22 protein-coding genes and 1 pseudogene are annotated in these 17,494 nt (G+C 55.3%); 14 read left to right on the forward strand and 9 right to left on the reverse strand.

Features of this window, described 5'->3' with window-relative positions:
- Positions 1–283 precede the first annotated feature (283 nt).
- The 6 genes and pseudogenes from NQ519_RS12535 (at position 284) to NQ519_RS12560 (ending at position 5,458) form a co-directional block, all read left to right on the forward strand.
- The gene (locus NQ519_RS12535) at positions 284–1,057 is read left to right on the forward strand and encodes a ParA family protein (RefSeq protein WP_019150815.1); all 774 of its coding nucleotides are present in this window, start codon (positions 284–286) and stop codon (positions 1,055–1,057) included.
- The gene (locus NQ519_RS12540; protein ID WP_019150814.1) at positions 1,050–1,433 is read left to right on the forward strand and encodes a DUF3408 domain-containing protein; all 384 of its coding nucleotides are present in this window, start codon (positions 1,050–1,052) and stop codon (positions 1,431–1,433) included. Before NQ519_RS12535 ends, NQ519_RS12540 begins: the two co-directional genes overlap by 8 nt.
- Before the next feature lie 2 nt (positions 1,434–1,435).
- The gene (locus tag NQ519_RS12545) at positions 1,436–2,173 is read left to right on the forward strand and encodes a hypothetical protein (protein WP_019150813.1); all 738 of its coding nucleotides are present in this window, start codon (positions 1,436–1,438) and stop codon (positions 2,171–2,173) included.
- 200 nt (positions 2,174–2,373) lie between these two features.
- Positions 2,374–2,631, forward strand: coding sequence for a DUF4134 domain-containing protein (locus NQ519_RS12550; RefSeq protein ID WP_019150812.1), 258 nt, complete (start codon positions 2,374–2,376; stop codon positions 2,629–2,631).
- Between the two features lie 3 nt (positions 2,632–2,634).
- Positions 2,635–2,949, forward strand: a complete 315-nt coding sequence (locus NQ519_RS12555) for a DUF4133 domain-containing protein (RefSeq protein WP_019150811.1) — start codon at positions 2,635–2,637, stop codon at positions 2,947–2,949.
- A 4-nt stretch (positions 2,950–2,953) separates the two neighbouring features.
- Positions 2,954–5,458 (forward strand): annotated as a pseudogene (locus NQ519_RS12560) (TraG family conjugative transposon ATPase).
- Here the strand turns inward: NQ519_RS12560 and NQ519_RS12565 are convergent.
- Positions 5,455–5,799, reverse strand: coding sequence for a hypothetical protein (locus NQ519_RS12565; protein WP_173390131.1), 345 nt, complete (start codon positions 5,797–5,799; stop codon positions 5,455–5,457). The pseudogene NQ519_RS12560 and the gene NQ519_RS12565 overlap by 4 nt on opposite strands.
- An 80-nt stretch (positions 5,800–5,879) precedes the next feature.
- Between NQ519_RS12565 and NQ519_RS12570 the strand changes: the two genes are divergently transcribed.
- The 6 genes from NQ519_RS12570 to traN are packed head-to-tail and all read left to right on the forward strand — an operon-like array spanning position 5,880 to position 10,542.
- Positions 5,880–6,512: a DUF4141 domain-containing protein gene (locus NQ519_RS12570; RefSeq protein ID WP_044118630.1), complete on the forward strand. Its 633-nt coding sequence runs from the start codon at positions 5,880–5,882 to the stop codon at positions 6,510–6,512.
- A 9-nt stretch (positions 6,513–6,521) separates the two neighbouring features.
- Positions 6,522–7,541 carry a conjugative transposon protein TraJ gene (gene traJ, locus NQ519_RS12575; RefSeq protein ID WP_026076538.1) on the forward strand — a complete coding sequence of 340 codons (1,020 nt, stop codon included), beginning with the start codon at positions 6,522–6,524 and terminating at the stop codon, positions 7,539–7,541.
- Positions 7,542–7,554: 13 nt separating this feature from the next.
- Entirely contained in the window at positions 7,555–8,178 is a 624-nt protein-coding gene (gene traK / locus NQ519_RS12580; RefSeq protein ID WP_019150805.1) for a conjugative transposon protein TraK, read from the forward strand.
- Entirely contained in the window at positions 8,168–8,425 is a 258-nt protein-coding gene (locus NQ519_RS12585) for a hypothetical protein (RefSeq protein WP_019150804.1), read from the forward strand. Before traK ends, NQ519_RS12585 begins: the two co-directional genes overlap by 11 nt.
- On the forward strand, positions 8,400–9,629 hold the full coding sequence (gene traM, locus NQ519_RS12590; protein ID WP_019150803.1) for a conjugative transposon protein TraM: 1,230 nt from the start codon (positions 8,400–8,402) through the stop codon (positions 9,627–9,629). The genes NQ519_RS12585 and traM overlap by 26 nt, the downstream gene beginning before the upstream one ends.
- Positions 9,630–9,636: 7 nt before the next feature.
- Positions 9,637–10,542 carry a conjugative transposon protein TraN gene (gene traN / locus NQ519_RS12595; protein ID WP_019150802.1) on the forward strand — a complete coding sequence of 302 codons (906 nt, stop codon included), beginning with the start codon at positions 9,637–9,639 and terminating at the stop codon, positions 10,540–10,542.
- Positions 10,543–10,727: 185 nt separating this feature from the next.
- Here the strand turns inward: traN and NQ519_RS12600 are convergent, their stop codons facing one another.
- From NQ519_RS12600 to NQ519_RS12635, 8 genes are all read right to left on the reverse strand, one after another.
- Positions 10,728–11,000 (reverse strand): HU family DNA-binding protein, encoded by a 273-nt coding sequence (locus NQ519_RS12600; RefSeq protein WP_019150801.1) that lies wholly within the window; start codon positions 10,998–11,000, stop codon positions 10,728–10,730.
- Positions 11,001–11,116: 116 nt separating this feature from the next.
- Entirely contained in the window at positions 11,117–11,359 is a 243-nt protein-coding gene (locus tag NQ519_RS12605) for a hypothetical protein (RefSeq protein WP_019150800.1), read from the reverse strand.
- A gap of 114 nt (positions 11,360–11,473) precedes the next feature.
- Positions 11,474–11,737 carry a hypothetical protein gene (locus NQ519_RS12610; protein ID WP_147513181.1) on the reverse strand — a complete coding sequence of 88 codons (264 nt, stop codon included), beginning with the start codon at positions 11,735–11,737 and terminating at the stop codon, positions 11,474–11,476.
- 50 nt (positions 11,738–11,787) lie between these two features.
- Positions 11,788–13,512 carry a ParB/RepB/Spo0J family partition protein gene (locus NQ519_RS12615; protein WP_019150799.1) on the reverse strand — a complete coding sequence of 575 codons (1,725 nt, stop codon included), beginning with the start codon at positions 13,510–13,512 and terminating at the stop codon, positions 11,788–11,790.
- Between the two features lie 18 nt (positions 13,513–13,530).
- Positions 13,531–13,761: a hypothetical protein gene (locus NQ519_RS12620; RefSeq protein ID WP_019150798.1), complete on the reverse strand. Its 231-nt coding sequence runs from the start codon at positions 13,759–13,761 to the stop codon at positions 13,531–13,533.
- Positions 13,758–14,015: a hypothetical protein gene (locus NQ519_RS12625; RefSeq protein WP_019150797.1), complete on the reverse strand. Its 258-nt coding sequence runs from the start codon at positions 14,013–14,015 to the stop codon at positions 13,758–13,760. The genes NQ519_RS12620 and NQ519_RS12625 overlap by 4 nt, the downstream gene beginning before the upstream one ends.
- Before the next feature lie 47 nt (positions 14,016–14,062).
- The gene (locus NQ519_RS12630; RefSeq protein ID WP_019150796.1) at positions 14,063–15,067 is read right to left on the reverse strand and encodes a hypothetical protein; all 1,005 of its coding nucleotides are present in this window, start codon (positions 15,065–15,067) and stop codon (positions 14,063–14,065) included.
- A gap of 19 nt (positions 15,068–15,086) precedes the next feature.
- Complete coding sequence (locus NQ519_RS12635; RefSeq protein ID WP_019150795.1) at positions 15,087–15,362, reverse strand: hypothetical protein; 276 nt, start codon at positions 15,360–15,362, stop codon at positions 15,087–15,089.
- 314 nt (positions 15,363–15,676) lie between these two features.
- Here NQ519_RS12635 and NQ519_RS12640 point away from each other — a divergent pair, with 314 nt between their 5' ends.
- Together NQ519_RS12640 and NQ519_RS12645 are read left to right on the forward strand one after the other, a co-directional pair.
- Entirely contained in the window at positions 15,677–16,336 is a 660-nt protein-coding gene (locus tag NQ519_RS12640) for an RNA polymerase sigma-70 factor (RefSeq protein WP_019150794.1), read from the forward strand.
- A gap of 166 nt (positions 16,337–16,502) precedes the next feature.
- Positions 16,503–17,441, forward strand: a complete 939-nt coding sequence (locus NQ519_RS12645; RefSeq protein ID WP_019150793.1) for a FecR family protein — start codon at positions 16,503–16,505, stop codon at positions 17,439–17,441.
- Positions 17,442–17,494: the final 53 nt, after the last annotated feature.

Raw genomic sequence — 17,494 nt, forward strand, 5'->3', positions numbered from 1 at the left:
ACGAGGGTGTTTTCGCATTTTCTTTGTGTGCGGATCGGTACTTACGAATCTACCTGCCCGCGTAGCCTCTTCCTCCCGTACATCCGTCATTGCGCGGCTATGCGGATACGGATGTAGATGTCTGCATAGATGCCGAAGTTCGTATGTGACAGCTTATATCCGTATCTGCCGACAAAAGTATGTGAATCCGCAAAGGCGTATGAATCGCCGAAGATACGTGAATACGCAAGTACGTATCCGCGTATCGGAACGAATTAAATATTAATCGCTTAATTATTTTCGTATGGAACAGAATCCGTTGTGCATCGCTTTCGCCTCCCAGAAAGGTGGCGTCGGCAAATCGACCCTCACGGTGCTGGCAGCCTCGTGGCTGCACTACCTGCACGGTATCCGCGTCGCGGTGGTGGACTGCGACTACCCGCAGCACTCCATCCTCAAACTCTCGAACCGCGACAAGGCCGTCGTGCAATCTTCGGCGATCTACGGCAAACTCCTCGTTTCACTCGCCGAGAACAAAGGGGTGAAACCTTATCGTATTCTCTGCTGCAAACCTTCCGAGGCAATGTCGGAATGGCGGAAATGGGCCGCCGTCGCCGAAGAACGATACGATGTCGTGCTGTTCGACCTTCCGGGAACGGTGGGCAACGAAGGCGTCCTCTCCACGATCGTCGAGTTGGACTACCTTTTTATTCCGATGAAAGCCGACCGCATCGTATTGGAAAGCACGCTCAATTTCGCCTCTGTTCTCAACGACCGTCTGATCAAGACGGGACGGGCGCATCTTCGGGAGCTGTTCCTGTTTTGGAACTTGGTGGATCGCCGCGAGCGGACGCCGCTCTATGAGCAGTACGAGAAAGTCCTCGATCAGTTGGGGCTGCGGCATCTGCGCACGCATATTCCCGTGCGGAGCAACTTCAACAAGGATATTCAGGAAGCAGGCGGCCCGGTGTACCGGTGTACGCTACTGCCGTCCGACCGGGCTTTCGTCGCCGAGTGCGGTTTCGACCGCCTGATGACGGAGATCTGCGCCGTGCTGAAACTTCCGAGCCATGAGTAGCAGGAAGGCTCCTGCCCAACAGGAGATCGACGAAGAGTACCTGCGCAGCCTGATGGCTGGCCCCGAACCGGCTGCCTCGGCGTCAGATGCCATAGCCCCGGAGCCGACGGAAGCGTCTGCTTCGGAGCCGCGCGTCAGGCGTTCGGATGCGGAAGACTATGCGTCGCGGTTTCTGAAGAATACTCCTTCCGAGGCCCGGCAATGCGTTTACATCGACCGGCGGCTGCACCGCAAGATCACGACTCTCGTGGGCGTTGCGGGCAACCGGCGATTTACGGTCGGGAACTTCATCGACAACGTATTGGAACAGCACTTCGAGCGGCACCGAACGGAGATACGGTCGCTCTGCTCCAAAGGACTCAATAAAATCCTGTAAGAATGACACCCGTTATGAAAATCACGGAGGCTCTGGTCGTGCTGTTCCTTGTGCTGTTCTGCTACCTGTTTCTGGATAAGTTCCTCTTCCGGGGCGAGTTGGGCGAGATTTGCTTCGGGGCGATGCGCCGGGCGCTGGCGCGTTGGCATCGGCGGCAAGCCGATCGTCTCGACCCGCCGCGCCGCCGCAGGCGTCGGACGGCAGCCGTTACCCCTAAAGACGATGCGCTGGTCGTCACCCGGGACTACGGCGCCGGTCAGCGGACGCCAGCACGCGCCGCGTCACGCCACTCCCGGCGCAAGGGGAACAATTCAGACAAAAGCGACCATACATTTGTACCGGCAAGCGACGGCGATAAGGAACATCGCGCCGTGCAAGCGACCGTTCAGGGGTGGATACATAAGGAACCTACGGCGCTCACCGCGGAGGAAGAGAACACCCTGACGCGCGAAGCTGCGACCGAAGAGGTGATGGACATAGGATGCGAAACGACGGCCCCGCCTGCCGGGACGCAGAGTTTCTCTCCGCAGCAGTTGGATTGCATCCTCGCCTTGTGCAAGGGGCAGGCCGTGCCTGAAGAGCAGCGGCAAACCCTGGCCGGAGTGCTGCGTGACATCCGCCATACGGAAGTGCAGCGTACACTCATGGACGCCATCTCCGGCGCCAGCCCGATCATCGCCCGTTATCTGGACGATGCCGAGAAGGAAGCGGCGCAGCGTATGGCTGCCGCTCCGAAATAGATTGTTCAACTTAAAAAATGCGAAGCTATGAAAGCTCCCGGATACTACGATTCAGGCTGACGGCAGGATGAGCAGCACGCATGAATCACGGGCCCAGCGCCCGGAGAGAAAATCTGAAGTCGAATTAAAAAACACAATCATCCATGAAAAGAAAACTCATTTTCAGTTCGGCATGAATCGCCGTATGACTGCTCGCCACGGTGCAACACGCCGCAGCGCAGCAAGGCAACGGCATGGCCGGCATTCAGGAGGCTACGCAGATGGTCACGTCGTATTTCGACCCGGCGACCAAGCTGATCTACGCCATCGGCGCCGTCATCGGTCTGATCGGTGGTGTCCGGGTCTATCAGAAGTTCAGTTCGGGCGATCCGGATACGTCGAAAACCGCTGCGAGCTGGTTCGGAGCCTGTATCTTCCTGATCGTCGCCGCCACGATTCTGCGTTCGTTTTTCCTTTAGACGATGGTCGAATATCCGATCAATAAAGGCGTGGGCCGCCAGGTGGAGTTCAAGGGGCTGCGGGCGCAGTACCTCTTCCTCTTCGCCGGCGGCCTGCTCGCCGTTTTCATTCTCGTAGTCGTACTTTATATGGGCGGGGTCGATCAGGTGGCATGCCTTGTCGCGGGCGTGGGGCTGGGCGGCGCACTCGTGGCGCTGACCTTCCGTCTGAACCGCAAGTACGGGGCTTACGGACTGATGAAGCTCCTCGCCGCACGGCGGCATCCGCGACGTATCGTCTCCCGAAAAAGTGTGGCAAGAATTCTAAACCGACATTAAGACCATGAATAACACCCTGAAAACCGAAACCCTCGAACGGAAATTTCCGATCTGAAAGGTCGAACACGATTGTATCCTCTCTAAAGACGCCAACATCACGGTGGCGTTCGAGGTTACGCTTCCGGAGCTATTCACCGTCTCCTCGCAGGAATATGAAGCGCTGCACGGCGTATGGCTCAAAGCGGTGAAGGTGCTTCCGGACTATACCGTGGTGCACAAGCAGGATATTTTCGTTCAGGAACAGTATCGTCCTGACATCGGGAAAGACGATTTGAGTTTCTTGAGCCGGTCGTTCGAGCGGCATTTCAACGAACGACCTTTTCTGCATCATACCTGCTACCTGTTCATTACGAAGACAACCCGTGCGCAAAGCCGCCGTCAGAGCGATTGCAGTGTGCTGTGCCGGGGTACGCTCGTCCCGAAAGAGTTGCAGGACAAAGATACGACGACGCGCTTTCTGGAAGCTGTGGAGCAGTTCGCCAGCATCGTCCGCGAGAGCGGTCATATCCGGCTGCGGCGTCTCGGAGCGGACGAGATTGCCGGGACTCCCGAATCTTCGGGAATCCTCGAACGTTATCTCACGCTGTCACCGTCCGGGAAGACCCCGTTGCAGGACATGCGTCTCGATCCCGACCGGATGTGGATCGGCGACAAGGCGTTGTGTCTGCATACGCTTTCCGATCTGGACGACCTCCCCGGCAGTGTTCGTACGGATGACCGCTACGAACGCCTCTCGACGGAGCATTCCGATTGTCGGCTTTCATTCGCCGCTCCCGTAGGATTGCTGCTCTCATGCAATCACATCTACAATCAATATCTGTTTTTGGATAACAGCGACGAGAACCTCAGGCAGTTCGAACGTACGGCCCGCAACATGCAGTCGCTCGCGCAGTACAGCCGTTCGAACCAGATCAACAAGGAATGGATCGACGATTACCTCAATGAGGCGCACTCTTTCTCTCTGACCTCGATACGCGCCCATTTCAATGTCATGGCATGGGGCGAAGGGAGCGAAGAGCTGAAGCAGATCCGTAACGATGTCGGGGCGCAGCTGGCGCTTATGGGGTGCACGCCGCGTCATAATACTGTGGATGTTCCGACGCTTTTCTGGGCGGCGATCCCCGGCAACGAAGGGGATTTTCCCGCCGAAGAAAGTTTCTATACGTTTCCCGAACAGGCGTTGTGCTTCTTCACGGAGGAGACATGCTATCAGGACTCCCCGTCGCCTTTCGGGATCAAGACGGTCGATCGTCTGACCGGGAAACCCGTGTTTCTGGATATTTCGGATCTGCCGATGAAGCGCGGCATTACGACGAACCGCAACAAATTCATCTTAGGGCCTTCGGGCAGCGGCAAGAGCTTCTTCACGAACCACATGGTCCGGCAATACTACGAACAGGGCACGCACGTGCTGATCGTCGATACGGGCAATTCGTATCAGGGGTTGTGCCGGTTGATTCACAGCCGTACGCACGGCGAGGACGGCGTCTACCTGACCTACCGGGAAGACGAACCTATCGCGTTCAATCCGTTTTATACCGACGACAATATCTTCGACATCGAAAAGCGCGAGTCCATCAAGACTCTTCTTCTCACATTGTGGAAACGCGAGGACGAAGCCCCGAGCCGTGCTGAAGAAGTGGCGCTCTCGAATGCCGTAAACCTCTACCTGAACCGTCTCCGGGATGACCGGCGTGTCGTACCCTCTTTCAATACCTTCTATGAGTTCATGCGGGACGAATACCCGAAAGTCTTGGAGCAGAAACACGTTCGGGAAAAAGATTTCGACCTGTTGAACCTGCTGAACGTTCTGGAACCCTTTTACAAAGGCGGGGAATACGATTACCTGCTCAACAGCGACAAACAGTTGGACCTGCTGTCAAAGCGTTTTATCGTTTTCGAGATGGACAATATCGCCGACAACAAGGTGCTCTATCCAGTCATCACGCTGATTATCATGGAGAGTTTCATCTCCAAGATGCGTCGTCTGAAAGGCGTCCGTAAGATGTTGTTGCTGGAAGAGGCTTGGCGGGCAATTTCCAAAGCCGGTATGGGAACTTTCGTGAAATACCTTTACAAAACGGTCCGTAAGTATTTCGGGGAAGTCGTCTGCGTCACACAGGAGGTGGACGATATCATCTCCTCACCGATCGTCAAAGAGTCCATCATCAACAATGCCGACTGCAAAATCCTCCTCGACCAACGCAAATATGTCAACAAATTCGACCAGATACAGGCGTTGCTGGGACTTACGGATAAGGAGCGTGCGCAGATTCTCTCCATCAACCTTTCGAGCGATTCCAAACGTCGCTATAAGGAGGTGTGGATCGGATTGGGCGGCGTGCAGTCCGCAGTCTACGCCACGGAAGTTTCGGCCGAGGAGTATTATTGCTTTACGACAGAAGAGACCGAGAAATTGGAACTCCAGCATCTCACGGAGAAGCTCGGCGGCAATATCGGGCTGGCCATACGCCAGTTAGCCGAGCGAAAACGCAATGAAGATCATTAACCTAAAAACCGAAAATCATGTTCATATCCAAAAAAGAACTCGCCGCGCGAGACGAACGGCTGCGCCAGGCGCAGGAAGAGATCGAGTCGCTGAAACAGACCATCCGGGAGTTGCAATCCGAGGTTGCCGACGACCGTATCTGCGGCTGCTGAAAGAACGAATACGGAGAGCGGATCACGATCCGCAAAACGGCTCCGGGATATGCCGCGACGCTTTTCTGCGGCGAACGTCCCGTAAGGGATATGGTCATTCTCAAACGCGATGACAGTCTGTGGCTCCATGTCTTGTACAGGCAAACCGGCGGATGCGTCGTTCATCACACGACCAACGATATTCTGCATATCGGATGTTTCGGGCTTTTCATCCGCGACGACCGGCCGCAGCGTATAGGGACGGAAGTAATCCTTCAGGCTCCGGTGCGATGGGACGGCGAATAGGCTTCGGCCTGCTGGCAGCGATGCTGCTGGCAGGCCATCCGCTTCGGGCGCAGTGGGTCGTGAGCGACCCCTCGAATCTGGCGCAGGGCATCGTGAATTCCACCAGGCAGGTCGTCGAAGCGTCCCGGAACGGAAGTACGCTGCTTCAGAGTTTTCAGCAGACGGTAAAGATTTACGAGCAGTCGAAGAAATATTACGATGCGCTGCGGTCGGTGCATAACCTCGTCAAAAGCGCCCGTCGCGCGCAGCAGACGATGCTGCTCGTGGGCGACATCTCCGACATATACGTCTCGAACTTCCGGTCGATGCTTAACGATACGAATTATTCGGCCGAGGAACTCACGGCAATGGCCGCAGGCTATACGAAGCTGCTGTCGGCGAGTGCCGACCTGCTGAACGACCTGAAGCAGATCATCACTCCGTCAGGGCTTTCGATGACCGACAAGGAGCGGCTGGATATTATCGACAGGATCTACTACGAGATGCTCGAATACCGCAATCTTACGGAATACTATACGCGCAAGAATATCTCCGTGTCGTTCCTGCGCAGCCGTCAGCGCGGGGATTCGGAGCGTGTACGGGCCTTGTACGGCGGTCATAACGACAGATATTGGTAACCTATGACGATGCCGTTAGCCGTAGAGTGGACGAACCTGCATCAGATTCTCCGCTCGTTGTACGCCGATATGTTGCCGTTGTGCAGCGATATGATGGGCATTGCCAAAGGACTCGCCGGATTGGGCGCCTTGTTTTTCATCGCATACCGGGTCTGGAAATCCCTTGCCGCCGCGGAGCCGATCGAGGTATTCCCGCTGCTGCGGCCCTTTGTGCTGGGGCTGTGCATCATGGCCTTCCCGACCCTCGTATTGGGGCCTTTGAACGGTCTGCTGTCACCTATCAGCAATGCCACATCGCATTTGGTCGATCGACAGGCGTTCGATCTGGAGAAATACCAGACACAGAAGGATGAATTGCAGCGTCAGGCGATGCTCCGCGATCCGGAGAAAGCCTATCTTATCAGTAACGAAGAGTTCGACAAACGGCTTGACGAATTGGGCTGGAAGCCCAAAGACCTTATGACGATTGCCGGGATGTATGCCGAACGAGCCGGGTATCAATTCGGTCAGAAAGTCCGTGAGGCATTCCGGGCGTTTCTGGAAACGCTCTTCCAGGCGGCATCGCTGACCATCGACACCGTGCGGACGTTTTTCCTGATCGTCCTGGCGTTACTGGGGCCCGTGGCCTTCGCCTTCTCCGTGTACGACGGCTTTCACAATACGCTGGCGTCTTGGCTGGCACGCTATATCTGCATCTATTTGTGGCTGCCCGTCAGCGACCTGTTCGGTGCGATCCTTTCGCGCATCCAGATTCTAATGCTCCAGCAGGACATCGAACGACTGCAAGACCCGACGTTCATACCCGACGGAAGCAATACGGTCTATTGCATTTTTATGATTATCGGAATCATCGGATATTTCTGCGTGCCGACCGTTGCGTCGTGGATCATTCAGGCCGGAGGCGCCGGAAGTTACGGCGATAAAGTCGCAGGCGCAGGACGTGCCGTGGCGATGGGCGCTGCCGGAGTCGCCGGAGCGGCGGTCGGAAATGTCGGAGGCCGTATAAAAGGGGCTTTGAAGAAACGATAAAACGTAATAAAATATGGAATTCAAAACATTGAAGAATATAGAATCGTCCTTTCGCCACCTGCGGCTCTTCAGCATACTCTTTCTGGGAGCCTGCACGCTGATCTCGGTGGCAGCAGTGTGGACATCCTACCGTTTCGCGGAAGCCCAGCGGCAGAAGATCTACGTACTCGATCAGGGTAAGTCGCTGATATTGGCCCTGTCGCAGGATATGGCCCAGAACCGTCCCGTCGAAGCCCGCGAACACGTGCGGCGCTTCCACGAGCTCTTCTTCACCCTCTCTCCCGACCGCGAGGCCATCGAAGGCAATGTCCGCAGGGCGCTGTACCTTGCGGACGGAAGCGCCATCGCCTATTACCAGAGCCTCGCAGAGAAGGGATATTTCAACCGCATCATCGCCTCGAACGTATCGCAGAGTGTCGTCGTGGACAGCATCCGCTGCGATTTCGACTGCTATCCCTATGCTGTCGAGACCTTCGCACGGCAGAAGATCGTCCGTGAAAGCAATGTCACGGAACGGACGCTCGTCACGACATGCCGTCTGCGGAATGCCGTACGCTCGGACAACAACCCGCAGGGATTCCTGATCGAAGATCTGCGTATTCTCGAAAACAAAGACCTCGGAAGTTATGAGCGCTAAGGATTTGCAGACGCGGGCCGAAGCGTGGCTGAAGGCCCGCATGGAACGTCTTACGCCGCGCCAGCGGCTCGGGCTGGTTACTGTGCTGTTGCTCGTCTATGCGGCGGTCGCCCTGATGATTCTGTTCGGTGGAATGCGGAGTCGGGAGACGTCGATTCCCGCCGTCGAACACCTCCGGCAGCCACTACTGCCGGAAACGCGCCCGTTACCTCTAAATATAGATGAAGATGATACGCAGGAGCGATAACGGAGCGGTTGAAAAACTGTCGCAATTTCTCACGCCGCAGCTTCTCCGGCAACTTAAGTTCGCAGGCGTCGTGACGGTTATGACGCTGCTGTGCGGCATTTTCCTATGGCACCTGTTCGCCCCGAAACCGGCTCCGCAGCAGGCGGGAACGGGCGGATACAATGTTACGATTCCGGAAGCGACGGTAAAGCCGGCGGAAACGGACAAGCGTAAGGTCTACGAACAGGAGCAGTACGAGCAGCAGCGGCGCGAGAAACTACAATCGTTGGGTGATGTTCTGGACGACCGCTTGCCTGTGACCGGGGAAATGGCGGACGCTACGGCTCCGGCAGCACCGACGGCGATCGACGAATCGGATGCTGCTTACCGGAGGATATCGGGCGAAATGGCGGCTTTCTACACCCCGGCCCCTTCTTGCAACAATACCGAGGTCGAGGCCCTGAAAGAGCAGATCGCGGCCCTGCAATCCCAGCTCGACGCCGAGCGGCAGCAGCCCGATCCGCTGGAACTGGCCGAGGAGCAGTACAGGCTCGCACGGAAGTATCTCGGAGGCGGAACGGCCGTAGACGAAGAGACCGGGCCGACGAAGCAGCGAAGGGATTCGCGCCTGTCCGTCATGCGGCCCGTTCGGGAAGGTGAGGTCGAAGCCTCGACGCTCGACACGCGGGCGGATTTCACCGTTGAGCGCAACCTCGGATTTCTCACGGCGGCAGGTGGTGTCGCGCATGCCGATATTCCAAGCGTCAGGGCTTGTGTCGCTCAGACGCAAATCATACGTGCCGGGAGCACGGTGCAGCTGCGGCTATTGGAAGCCGTGCGCATCGACGATACGGTGATCCCACGCAACACTCCGTTATACGGTCTTGCGACGATCTCCGGAATGCGGCTGCAGGTCGTGGTGTCGTCCGTCGAATACGGCGGGCGGATCTTCGCCGTCGAAGCCGCGGCTTACGACATGGACGGCCAGCCGGGGCTGAACGTCCCGAACTCCCGCGAACGGACAGCCCTCAAAGAGGCGCTGGCATCCGTCGGACAGACCGCCGGAACAAGTGTAAATGTCACCCGTTCGGCCGGGCAGCAGGTGTTGTCCGAGCTGGCGCGCGGAGGATTACAGGCTTCGTCGCAGTATGTCGCCGGGAAGCTCCGCGAGGTGAAGATAACCCTCAAAGCCAACCATCAGCTATTATTGATTTCAAAAGAATAGAACGTTTATGAAAAGAGACCTTATTTATCTGATTCTGATCGTCGCGGCAATCGCGGCGGTTAAAGTCACGGCACAGACGGCACCGGAAACGCCGGTGGAGATCAGCCCCCTGCGGATCGAAGCGGGATTTACGAAAACCGTGCATATCCTGTTCCCGTCGCCTGTTACATATATCGACATCGGCTCGATGGACATCATCGCTGGCAAAGCCGACGGGGCAGAGAACGTCGTGCGGGTGAAAGCCGCCGTGCGGAATTTCATAGCCGAAACAAACCTGACGGTCATCACCGAGGACGGCGGATTTTTCACTTTCGATGTCCACTATGCCGAGAATCCGGCTGTCTCGACCGTCAATCTTACAGTGCAGGAACCACAGACGAAAGGTGTAAAGGAACCGACTGCTGCGGGCGATCCGCTGTCGCCGGCCCCAGTAACCAAAAGCCGGGTGCTGCTGCGCGAGGTAGGCCGTGAGAAGCCCGCGACCGTAAAGCGCATGTTGAGCGACATATACCGGCAGAACCGTACGGATGTGAAAGGCATTCGCACGAAAAAGTACGGCATCGAAGTCGAAGTACAGGGGATTTATGTTTCCAATGATGTCGTTTACATACATACTTGCATGTATAACGACACGAATATCTCCTTCGAGGTGGATTCACGGCGGTTCATCGTGGCGGATCGCAAACTCACCAAGCGCACGGCACAACAACAGACGCCGCTCGAAATCCTGCGCGTATGCAACGACCCGGCAGTCGTGAGGGGACACCAGCGTCAGCGGACGGTATTCGCACTGCCCAAACTGACGATCTCCGATGACAAAGTGCTTTTGCTGGAAATCATCGAGAAGAACGGAGCCCGGCATCAGACGGTGGAAATACCAGCCAAAGAGTTGTTAGAAGCAAAACTGCTGTAACGGGAAAAATAAGATTCGATGCTCGTACACTTTCTAACGGCTCTTTGCCTGACAATGGGAATATTGTCGGTACTGGTCGCCATCGGACTATGTTGGTTGATCCTCTTTCCGGAGTATCCGAAACACAAGTATTGATTCGGACGAATCCAACGATAAGCACCCGTTTTTTGGACGGGCGCTTATCATTATTTTACAGCCTCTTCAAAATTTGGCGCCGGCTTAAAGGCCGGAATATCATGCGCAGGAATTTTGAGCGTCGTATTCTTTGAAATGTTACGCGCTGTCTTCTCCTTGCGGTGCTTGATGAGGAAGGTGCCGAATCCGCGGAGGAAGACGTTCTCCTTACGAATCTGGGCGGCGCGCACCTCTTCCATGAAACCCTCCACGACAGCTGATACAGTCGTAGCCTCGACACCCGTTTCACGGGCAATCTGATTCACGATTTCGACTTTTGTCATATTGTTTGTTCAACTTTATATATCTGTGACAAAGGTAGAAATTTTATCGTATAAAATAAGAAAAGCCGCAAAGCGAAGTGTTTTGCGGCTTACAACTCTCCGGTGTGGCGGGCAGGTCATTCCACGACTTGTCCGCCATAGTGCAATGTGCATATCTCACGGTGTATCTGCCGACATAGCAGCTCGATAACCCGTTCGGAAAGATCGTGCCGCACCGTGTGCATGAAGCGGCGGTTCTCGATGCGGCTGAACAGGCTTGTGCCGTCTTCGGCGACGGCGCAGCAGATTTGCTCCTCGCGGAAGCGGTCGTAATCGGTGAAATACTCCACATCGGGAGCGATACGTATATAAGATTTCATAGGTTCGTCAGATGATGTTTTGACACAATTCGGGGTGGCGGTATGGCGGGAGCCGCGGGCGTCCGCCCGTTCGCGTCTGCGGCATGACTGCCGCAGACGGAAACCGGGACTTATTTATGGTGTCGCAAGATCGTTGAATCGCAGTTCGATAGTTGTCAGCAACAATCCCGGCGGACAGGAATAAGTGCCCCTTATGTCCGATTCTTCGGAGAAGATATGCACGGTATAGCGGCGTGCCGCTCGCTCCCGGGAAATCCGGATCCCCCAAGTATGGCCGTTTCGGCGTGCGAAAAAAATGTGATTTCCCGCACCTGCCTGGATCAGATCGAAAACGGCGATTCCATGACGGCGAAGAGCGTCGATAAATTCTTTCAACATGATTCATTCGGTTTTATGGGGACGGCCTGCGGGCCGTCCCCGATCAGACTTTAGGCGGCTTTCTTTGTCGTTTTCTTGGTGCTCTTACCCGTTTTGCCCTCTTTCTTGGCGGCTTTGGTCTTGGCTTTCTCCTGCGCTTCGGCCACGGCAATACGCTCGTCGAGACGGTCGTTGCGTTTCGTGTATTCCTCGTCGAACTGCGCTTTCACAACCTCGCATTTCTCTTTGTGGTGCAAGGCTGCAAATTCCATCAGCAGTTGCTTCCCCGTTTTGTCGAAACCGATGTCGGATGTAAGGCTTTTTACAAGAAAATCGCGGGTGATGAGGTCGCGTTGTTCGTCGGTCAGCGCATTGACGACAGCGATTTTCTGTTCGGATGTCAAATAATACGCTTCGGGGAATCCCACGGCGGCGAGGTGTTCGCGCCGCAGGCTTCCGAGCATGATGTAATAGAGAATGTTGTCTTCCAGCTGGGTAAACGGCGTCGGGGCGATCTCCTCGTCGCGGACGATCTGCCGGACGGCTTCGACGGTTTTTTCGTGTGCGAGTTCCGTGTTGCGGATTTTCTTCTCCTCAAGGCGGGCGATCAGTTCCCCGGTCGATTCCCTGCCTTTAGCGGCTTGGTTCACATAGACCAGCCGGGCGTCGTCGCGCGAAGTCTTGACGAAGATACGGATCGCCCCGGCGTCGTGCTTGGCCAGCAGGTCGGCGGTCTTTTCCTCGGCAGCCTTTTTCTGCTGTTCATAGATCTGCATTGCCGCGGTATAATCGGCATCGGTGGCATAATCTGCCGGACATGGTTCCGCGGGTATAGCGGGCATTTCCTGCACCTGCCCGTATTCGAACGCCTTGCATTCGACCCCGTTTTCGGTCATATGCTCTACGGCCTTATCATGGTCGTTGCATCCGTAACGGTCTTTGCAAAGGATGAATTTCGGGTTTTGCGCGAGCAGTTCTCCGCTTTTTCGCTCGATGAATTCGCGGTTCTTGGCTTCGAGACATTCCCGGTTCGTACACCGTCCGCTTCCCGTGGCGAACATATCGTATAGATTGGTGTTGTGCTTGCATGCGGCGCACGCCGTCTGGTCGAAGCGATACCGGGCCAGATCGTTCGTATAATGGGCGTCCACCATCCGCTTGAATTCCTTTACGGAGTATTTCCGCCACCCCTCCTCGTCTTTGAGGCGGTCTTTGCAGATCGTCTTTTGCAGGTCTTTCCCGTACCGTGCCAGCTCCATGGCGAGGCCCAGCGTAATGGAGTTTTCGCGCAGGAGTTTTTTTACGTCGGGGATCAGTTCGTTGAGTTTCATCCGGTAGTAGATATACTGCTCGCTCTTACCGAAGCGTGCGGCCACGGCGGCGGCATCCCCGCCGAGGGTCTGCATGGCGGCTTTGTAGGCTTCGGCCTCGTCGAGCGGCGGCATCTCCTCGCGCTGAATGTTCTCCGAGAGCGCGAGGTCGAAGATCGCCCGTTCGTCCGCGGGGGCGGCATCGACGATGGCCTCGATTTCGGTCTGGCCGAGCAGTTGCACGGCACGGTAGCGGCGTTCGCCGCAGACGATGATATAACAGCCTTGTTCTGCGGCTCGCACCCGGATGGGCTGAATAAGGCCGTGTGTGGCAATGGACGCGGCCAGTTCCGCGAGGGCATTTTCGTCGTAACTCCGCCGCGGATTGTTGGGGTTGGGGCGGATTTTGTCAATGGAGAGCAAAACGGTCGATTTCGTGCTCTGAGCGGCGATTGCGGTCGTGGTGTTGTTTTCGTTCGTTTTCATGGCATGATGGTTTTAAGATTATTTTGAAAGGTATTTAATCAGTTGCTTGTGGCGGTCGTACGGTATTTTGAACAGCAGGTAGGTAATGCCTATGCCGTTGCGCGATGCGTTGTGAAGGAGTTGCCGCAGATCGGGGTCTTCCTCGGCCGTGACGCCGAATACCTCCGGCATGTATTTTTCCGGCAACCGGGTGCGCATCATGTAGTCGAAATCCGCCGTGCGCTGTATGATTTCTTCGTATGATTTCATAATAAAGTCGTTAAGAATGAGAGGATCGAATCGCCGGACATGGCATGCGCGTTGTCCCAATTCCGCCATTGCTGTCCGTCCTTGTTTTGTAACGAGAGGTTGAAAAGAGGGTCTTTCCCTTTCGACCACTTGCCGGAATAAATCCGGATGCTGAAAGTGCGTACATGGCCGCTGAAATCGAAAAAGGCGGTGTATTTTTCTTTGCCGTTGATCTCCAGCAGGAGCGCGGCGATAGCTGTTATCTGTTCGTTCATGGTTTCGGGTGTTGTGGGGCGGGCGGATGCCCGCCCCGGGTTGAATGTTATTTGAGATAGGCGGCCAATGCGCTGCGCACCTCTTGTTCTCGGCGTTTGGAGAAAATCCACCCGGCGCACCGGGTGCCGTCGTGCGTAAGGTAGGCGCGAAACAGCCCGTTCAGATCGCGGAGCGTGTCGCGCAGGGGTTTCGTATCGCCGAATACGGCGATCGACTTCGCGGAGTATTCCACGATCTCGACACGTGCGTCGGCCACGGTTTCGGGGGCGGCGTTCTGCACGGGTGCAGGGTTCTCGATGCATACATTGTCGGAATTTCCGGCCACGACGGCGAAACGCTTGATAATGCCCTCTTTGTCGCGGCACGATTCCTTGCTGACCTGCCAGCCCGAATAACGGTGCGTGCCGAGGTAATAACCGTGCCCCATGCTGTACTTTTCACGGTGTTCGTACTCGGCATTACGCTCGGCCAAGTGTGCCGTGCCCTCGAACCGGACCGCGGCCTTGCGCATTTCGGGGAACAGATCGCGCGAGTGGGTCGAGAAGCCGAGAATCACCGTGCGCACGATGCGCGAGCCGAAATAGTCCGTATAGGGGTCGCATTCGCTTTCATGCTGTTCGCCGATGATGACGGCCACGGCATCGTCGGGAACGATCTGCCGCAGACGCTCCGCGCCGATGGTGCGTAACCGTTCCGCGTCTTCCGCCGCCGCACGTCGGGCGGTTTCCTGTTCGGCTTTGAGGGCGTCGGCACGGGTGCGGAGCGCCGCGACTTCGGCGGCATCCATAAATTCGGGGTGCTCGTCGTCGTAATAGTGCCCGATACCGAATTCGTCCCGCAAGGGGCGGATCAGATCCGCGGAGTGCTCCTCGGCGGTTTCGGGGTCGATCAATCGGTAATTGTAACCGGATTGTGTGTGTTCGATTCCGGCCACGACCATGCGCTGACGCATGTTGTAAGGGCCGTCGAAAATGACGATCTGATTCTCCCGCACGCTCTGTACGTCGGTGTCGTAATTCTTTCCTGCGAATAACAATGTGACTTTTCCCATAGTTGTAAGGTGTTGAATGTTAGTAAAACAGCCGCAGAAGAAACCGCACGAGGACAACCACGGGGGAAAGGACGAGACACACGATGTCCCGACACCGCAACAAGAGCCACAACGAGAGGCAGAAACCCCAAAAACCGCCCGCACCGAGATAACCGCCCGCGAGAAATTTGAACGCCGCAAACGCGCCGAAAAGCACAGCCGCGAAACCCGCCGAAGACCTCCAAAACCCGCAGATGCCGGTGGGAGCGGTGCCGCTCCGTTTCAAAATTTCCCGTATGTCTTTGTGCTGTTTCATAACTACGACCTTTTTTTTATGCCGTATGGGCCGCGTTTGCCTTGCTTCCGTTTCTGTGGGCTATATTTCAGAGGGGCGAAATACAAACAAGATTTCAGGACAAAAAAATCAGCCGCAACTTATACATTGCGGCTGATTTTTTTGTCTGAACCCGAAGGGCCCCGATCTTGGTTGTTTTCCGACCTCCTGCCATAGCTTCGCCCACGGAAACGGAAGCAAGGCAAATGCGGTGCATAACGTGCTAAACGGGGAGTAGGTAGTCTCGGAAACAGCACAAAGACATACGTGGAATTTTCAAATTATTTATAATATAATTGATAGCCATTTTTATCAAGCCTCAAATTGAATCGGGATTTGCGAATGTCGAAATATTTTCTCTAACTTTGTATTATAAAGAAAAAGGCCGCGTGGGTTCAAATCAAACCGACATACGATTTCTGGGCGACGATTTCAACCGTTATTACCAAAGGTGTGTCTTGTTTGCGAAATCTTATACTTATGATTCTGCCCAGGCTGAATGTATGGCCGCTGAAGCCATGGCCGTTCTGTGGGAAAAGATGGCTGCCGGTGAACAGGTCGAGTTCGTGCTTCCGTTTTTGTTTTCGGTCATTCGCAACAAAGCGCTTCACTATTTGAGGCGCGAGAGCCTGAAATATCAGATACACGGAAGCATCGGATCGGATGCTTCCCGGGAAATACAGTTCCGGATCAATACGCTCGAAGCATGTGACCCGCATGCGCTTTATGCCGAGGATGTGCAAACCATTTTGCACAAATCACTGGATGTGCTGGGAAGGCAGACCCGCCGGGTTTTCATGCTCAGCCGGTTCGAGGGAATGTCTAACCGGCAGATAGCCCAGGAACTCGGCATCAGCGAAAAGAGCGTGGAGTACCATGTTACCAAGGCGCTGAAACAACTTCGCACCGACCTAAAGGACTACCTGCCGCTCATCTATCTTTTTCTGGGGATCTAACCGCCTTTCAATACATACGTTTTCTGCGGGTTAACGTGCCTGCGGTGCATTTGCCGCAACTGTTGCCTATCTTTTTATTTCATCAATCGCCCGAAAAATATTATTTTTCGTTTAGGGTTTCCCAATTCTCGGGGAACTAATATATACATGCGCATATTTCATTTTTATGAAAAAGAATTTTAATCTGATCGGAAAATACCTGCGGGGAGATGCCTCGTTGGCGGAACGTATCCAAGTGATGAAATGGGCTGAAGGGAATGATACGCAGCGCGATGAATTCAATGCATTGCGGCGGATCTACGATGCCACACTACTCATGGATGATGACATTGCAATGTCGAAGCGCCGGACAGGACTCCGCCGTTACTGGAAGTGGCTTGCAGCAGCGGCGGTCATTGCTTTCGTTGCGGGCATCTCTTATCTCCCGGAAAATTTCAGGGATGATCCGACGCCGCACTTGCAGTTCCGATCGCTCTCCGCGCCGATCGGTCAGCAAACCAAAACGGTGCTTTCCGACGGTACGGTCGTATGGCTCAACTCCGGATCGGAACTGGAAATTTGCGCGCAGGCCGAGGGCGAACGCCGGGTGAAACTCTGTGGCGAGGCCTATCTGGATGTCGCGCGCGACATCGACCGTCCCTTTATCGTGGAAACATCGCACATGGAGGTCCGGGTTTTGGGTACCCGATTCAACGTCAATGCCTACGATGAAAAACAGTCTGTCGTGCTGGTGTCGGGTTCGGTGGATGTCACCGCTCTCGAACAGGGAGAGAGCAGCCGCATTCGACCCGAGGAGATGTTCACCTACGACGCCCGCACCGGGGAGCGGCAGATACGCTTGGTGGATACCAATAATTTCGTTTCCTGGACCGAAGGCTTCCTCCAGTTCAAAAGCGCGCCTCTGGAACAGGTATTTATGCAGTTGCAGCATTTTTATGGAGTTCGGATCAATTGCGATTCGCACCTGACGGAAGAGATTACGATCAGCGGCAAACTGGAACTCAGAACCGGACTCGAAAGCGCTCTGAACCATCTCAAACTGTTGGCTCCCATTTCCTATACGCGCTCCGGCGAACGGGAAATCGACATCACGATTCGACAATGATACATGCGCATGATATTTACCGACTTAAACTACTGCCTATGACGATACGAAAA

Source organism: Alistipes senegalensis JC50 (assembly GCF_025145645.1).
GTDB classification, from domain to species: Bacteria; Bacteroidota; Bacteroidia; order Bacteroidales; family Rikenellaceae; genus Alistipes; species Alistipes senegalensis.

Bases quoted from the DNA above. Each gene is read 5' to 3' on its own strand.
- NQ519_RS12535 (WP_019150815.1), top strand. From the start codon at position 284: ATGGAACAGAATCCGTTGTGCATCGCTTTCGCCTCCCAGAAAGGTGGC.
- NQ519_RS12540 (WP_019150814.1), top strand. From the start codon at position 1,050: ATGAGTAGCAGGAAGGCTCCTGCCCAACAGGAGATCGACGAAGAGTAC.
- NQ519_RS12545 (WP_019150813.1), top strand. From the start codon at position 1,436: ATGACACCCGTTATGAAAATCACGGAGGCTCTGGTCGTGCTGTTCCTT.
- NQ519_RS12555 (WP_019150811.1), top strand. From the start codon at position 2,635: ATGGTCGAATATCCGATCAATAAAGGCGTGGGCCGCCAGGTGGAGTTC.
- NQ519_RS12565 (WP_173390131.1), bottom strand. From the start codon at position 5,799: ATGCAGAATATCGTTGGTCGTGTGATGAACGACGCATCCGCCGGTTTG.
- NQ519_RS12570 (WP_044118630.1), top strand. From the start codon at position 5,880: ATGGGACGGCGAATAGGCTTCGGCCTGCTGGCAGCGATGCTGCTGGCA.
- traJ (WP_026076538.1), top strand. From the start codon at position 6,522: ATGCCGTTAGCCGTAGAGTGGACGAACCTGCATCAGATTCTCCGCTCG.
- traK (WP_019150805.1), top strand. From the start codon at position 7,555: ATGGAATTCAAAACATTGAAGAATATAGAATCGTCCTTTCGCCACCTG.
- NQ519_RS12585 (WP_019150804.1), top strand. From the start codon at position 8,168: ATGAGCGCTAAGGATTTGCAGACGCGGGCCGAAGCGTGGCTGAAGGCC.
- traM (WP_019150803.1), top strand. From the start codon at position 8,400: ATGAAGATGATACGCAGGAGCGATAACGGAGCGGTTGAAAAACTGTCG.
- traN (WP_019150802.1), top strand. From the start codon at position 9,637: ATGAAAAGAGACCTTATTTATCTGATTCTGATCGTCGCGGCAATCGCG.
- NQ519_RS12600 (WP_019150801.1), bottom strand. From the start codon at position 11,000: ATGACAAAAGTCGAAATCGTGAATCAGATTGCCCGTGAAACGGGTGTC.
- NQ519_RS12605 (WP_019150800.1), bottom strand. From the start codon at position 11,359: ATGAAATCTTATATACGTATCGCTCCCGATGTGGAGTATTTCACCGAT.
- NQ519_RS12610 (WP_147513181.1), bottom strand. From the start codon at position 11,737: ATGTTGAAAGAATTTATCGACGCTCTTCGCCGTCATGGAATCGCCGTT.
- NQ519_RS12615 (WP_019150799.1), bottom strand. From the start codon at position 13,512: ATGAAAACGAACGAAAACAACACCACGACCGCAATCGCCGCTCAGAGC.
- NQ519_RS12620 (WP_019150798.1), bottom strand. From the start codon at position 13,761: ATGAAATCATACGAAGAAATCATACAGCGCACGGCGGATTTCGACTAC.
- NQ519_RS12625 (WP_019150797.1), bottom strand. From the start codon at position 14,015: ATGAACGAACAGATAACAGCTATCGCCGCGCTCCTGCTGGAGATCAAC.
- NQ519_RS12630 (WP_019150796.1), bottom strand. From the start codon at position 15,067: ATGGGAAAAGTCACATTGTTATTCGCAGGAAAGAATTACGACACCGAC.
- NQ519_RS12635 (WP_019150795.1), bottom strand. From the start codon at position 15,362: ATGAAACAGCACAAAGACATACGGGAAATTTTGAAACGGAGCGGCACC.
- NQ519_RS12645 (WP_019150793.1), top strand. From the start codon at position 16,503: ATGAAAAAGAATTTTAATCTGATCGGAAAATACCTGCGGGGAGATGCC.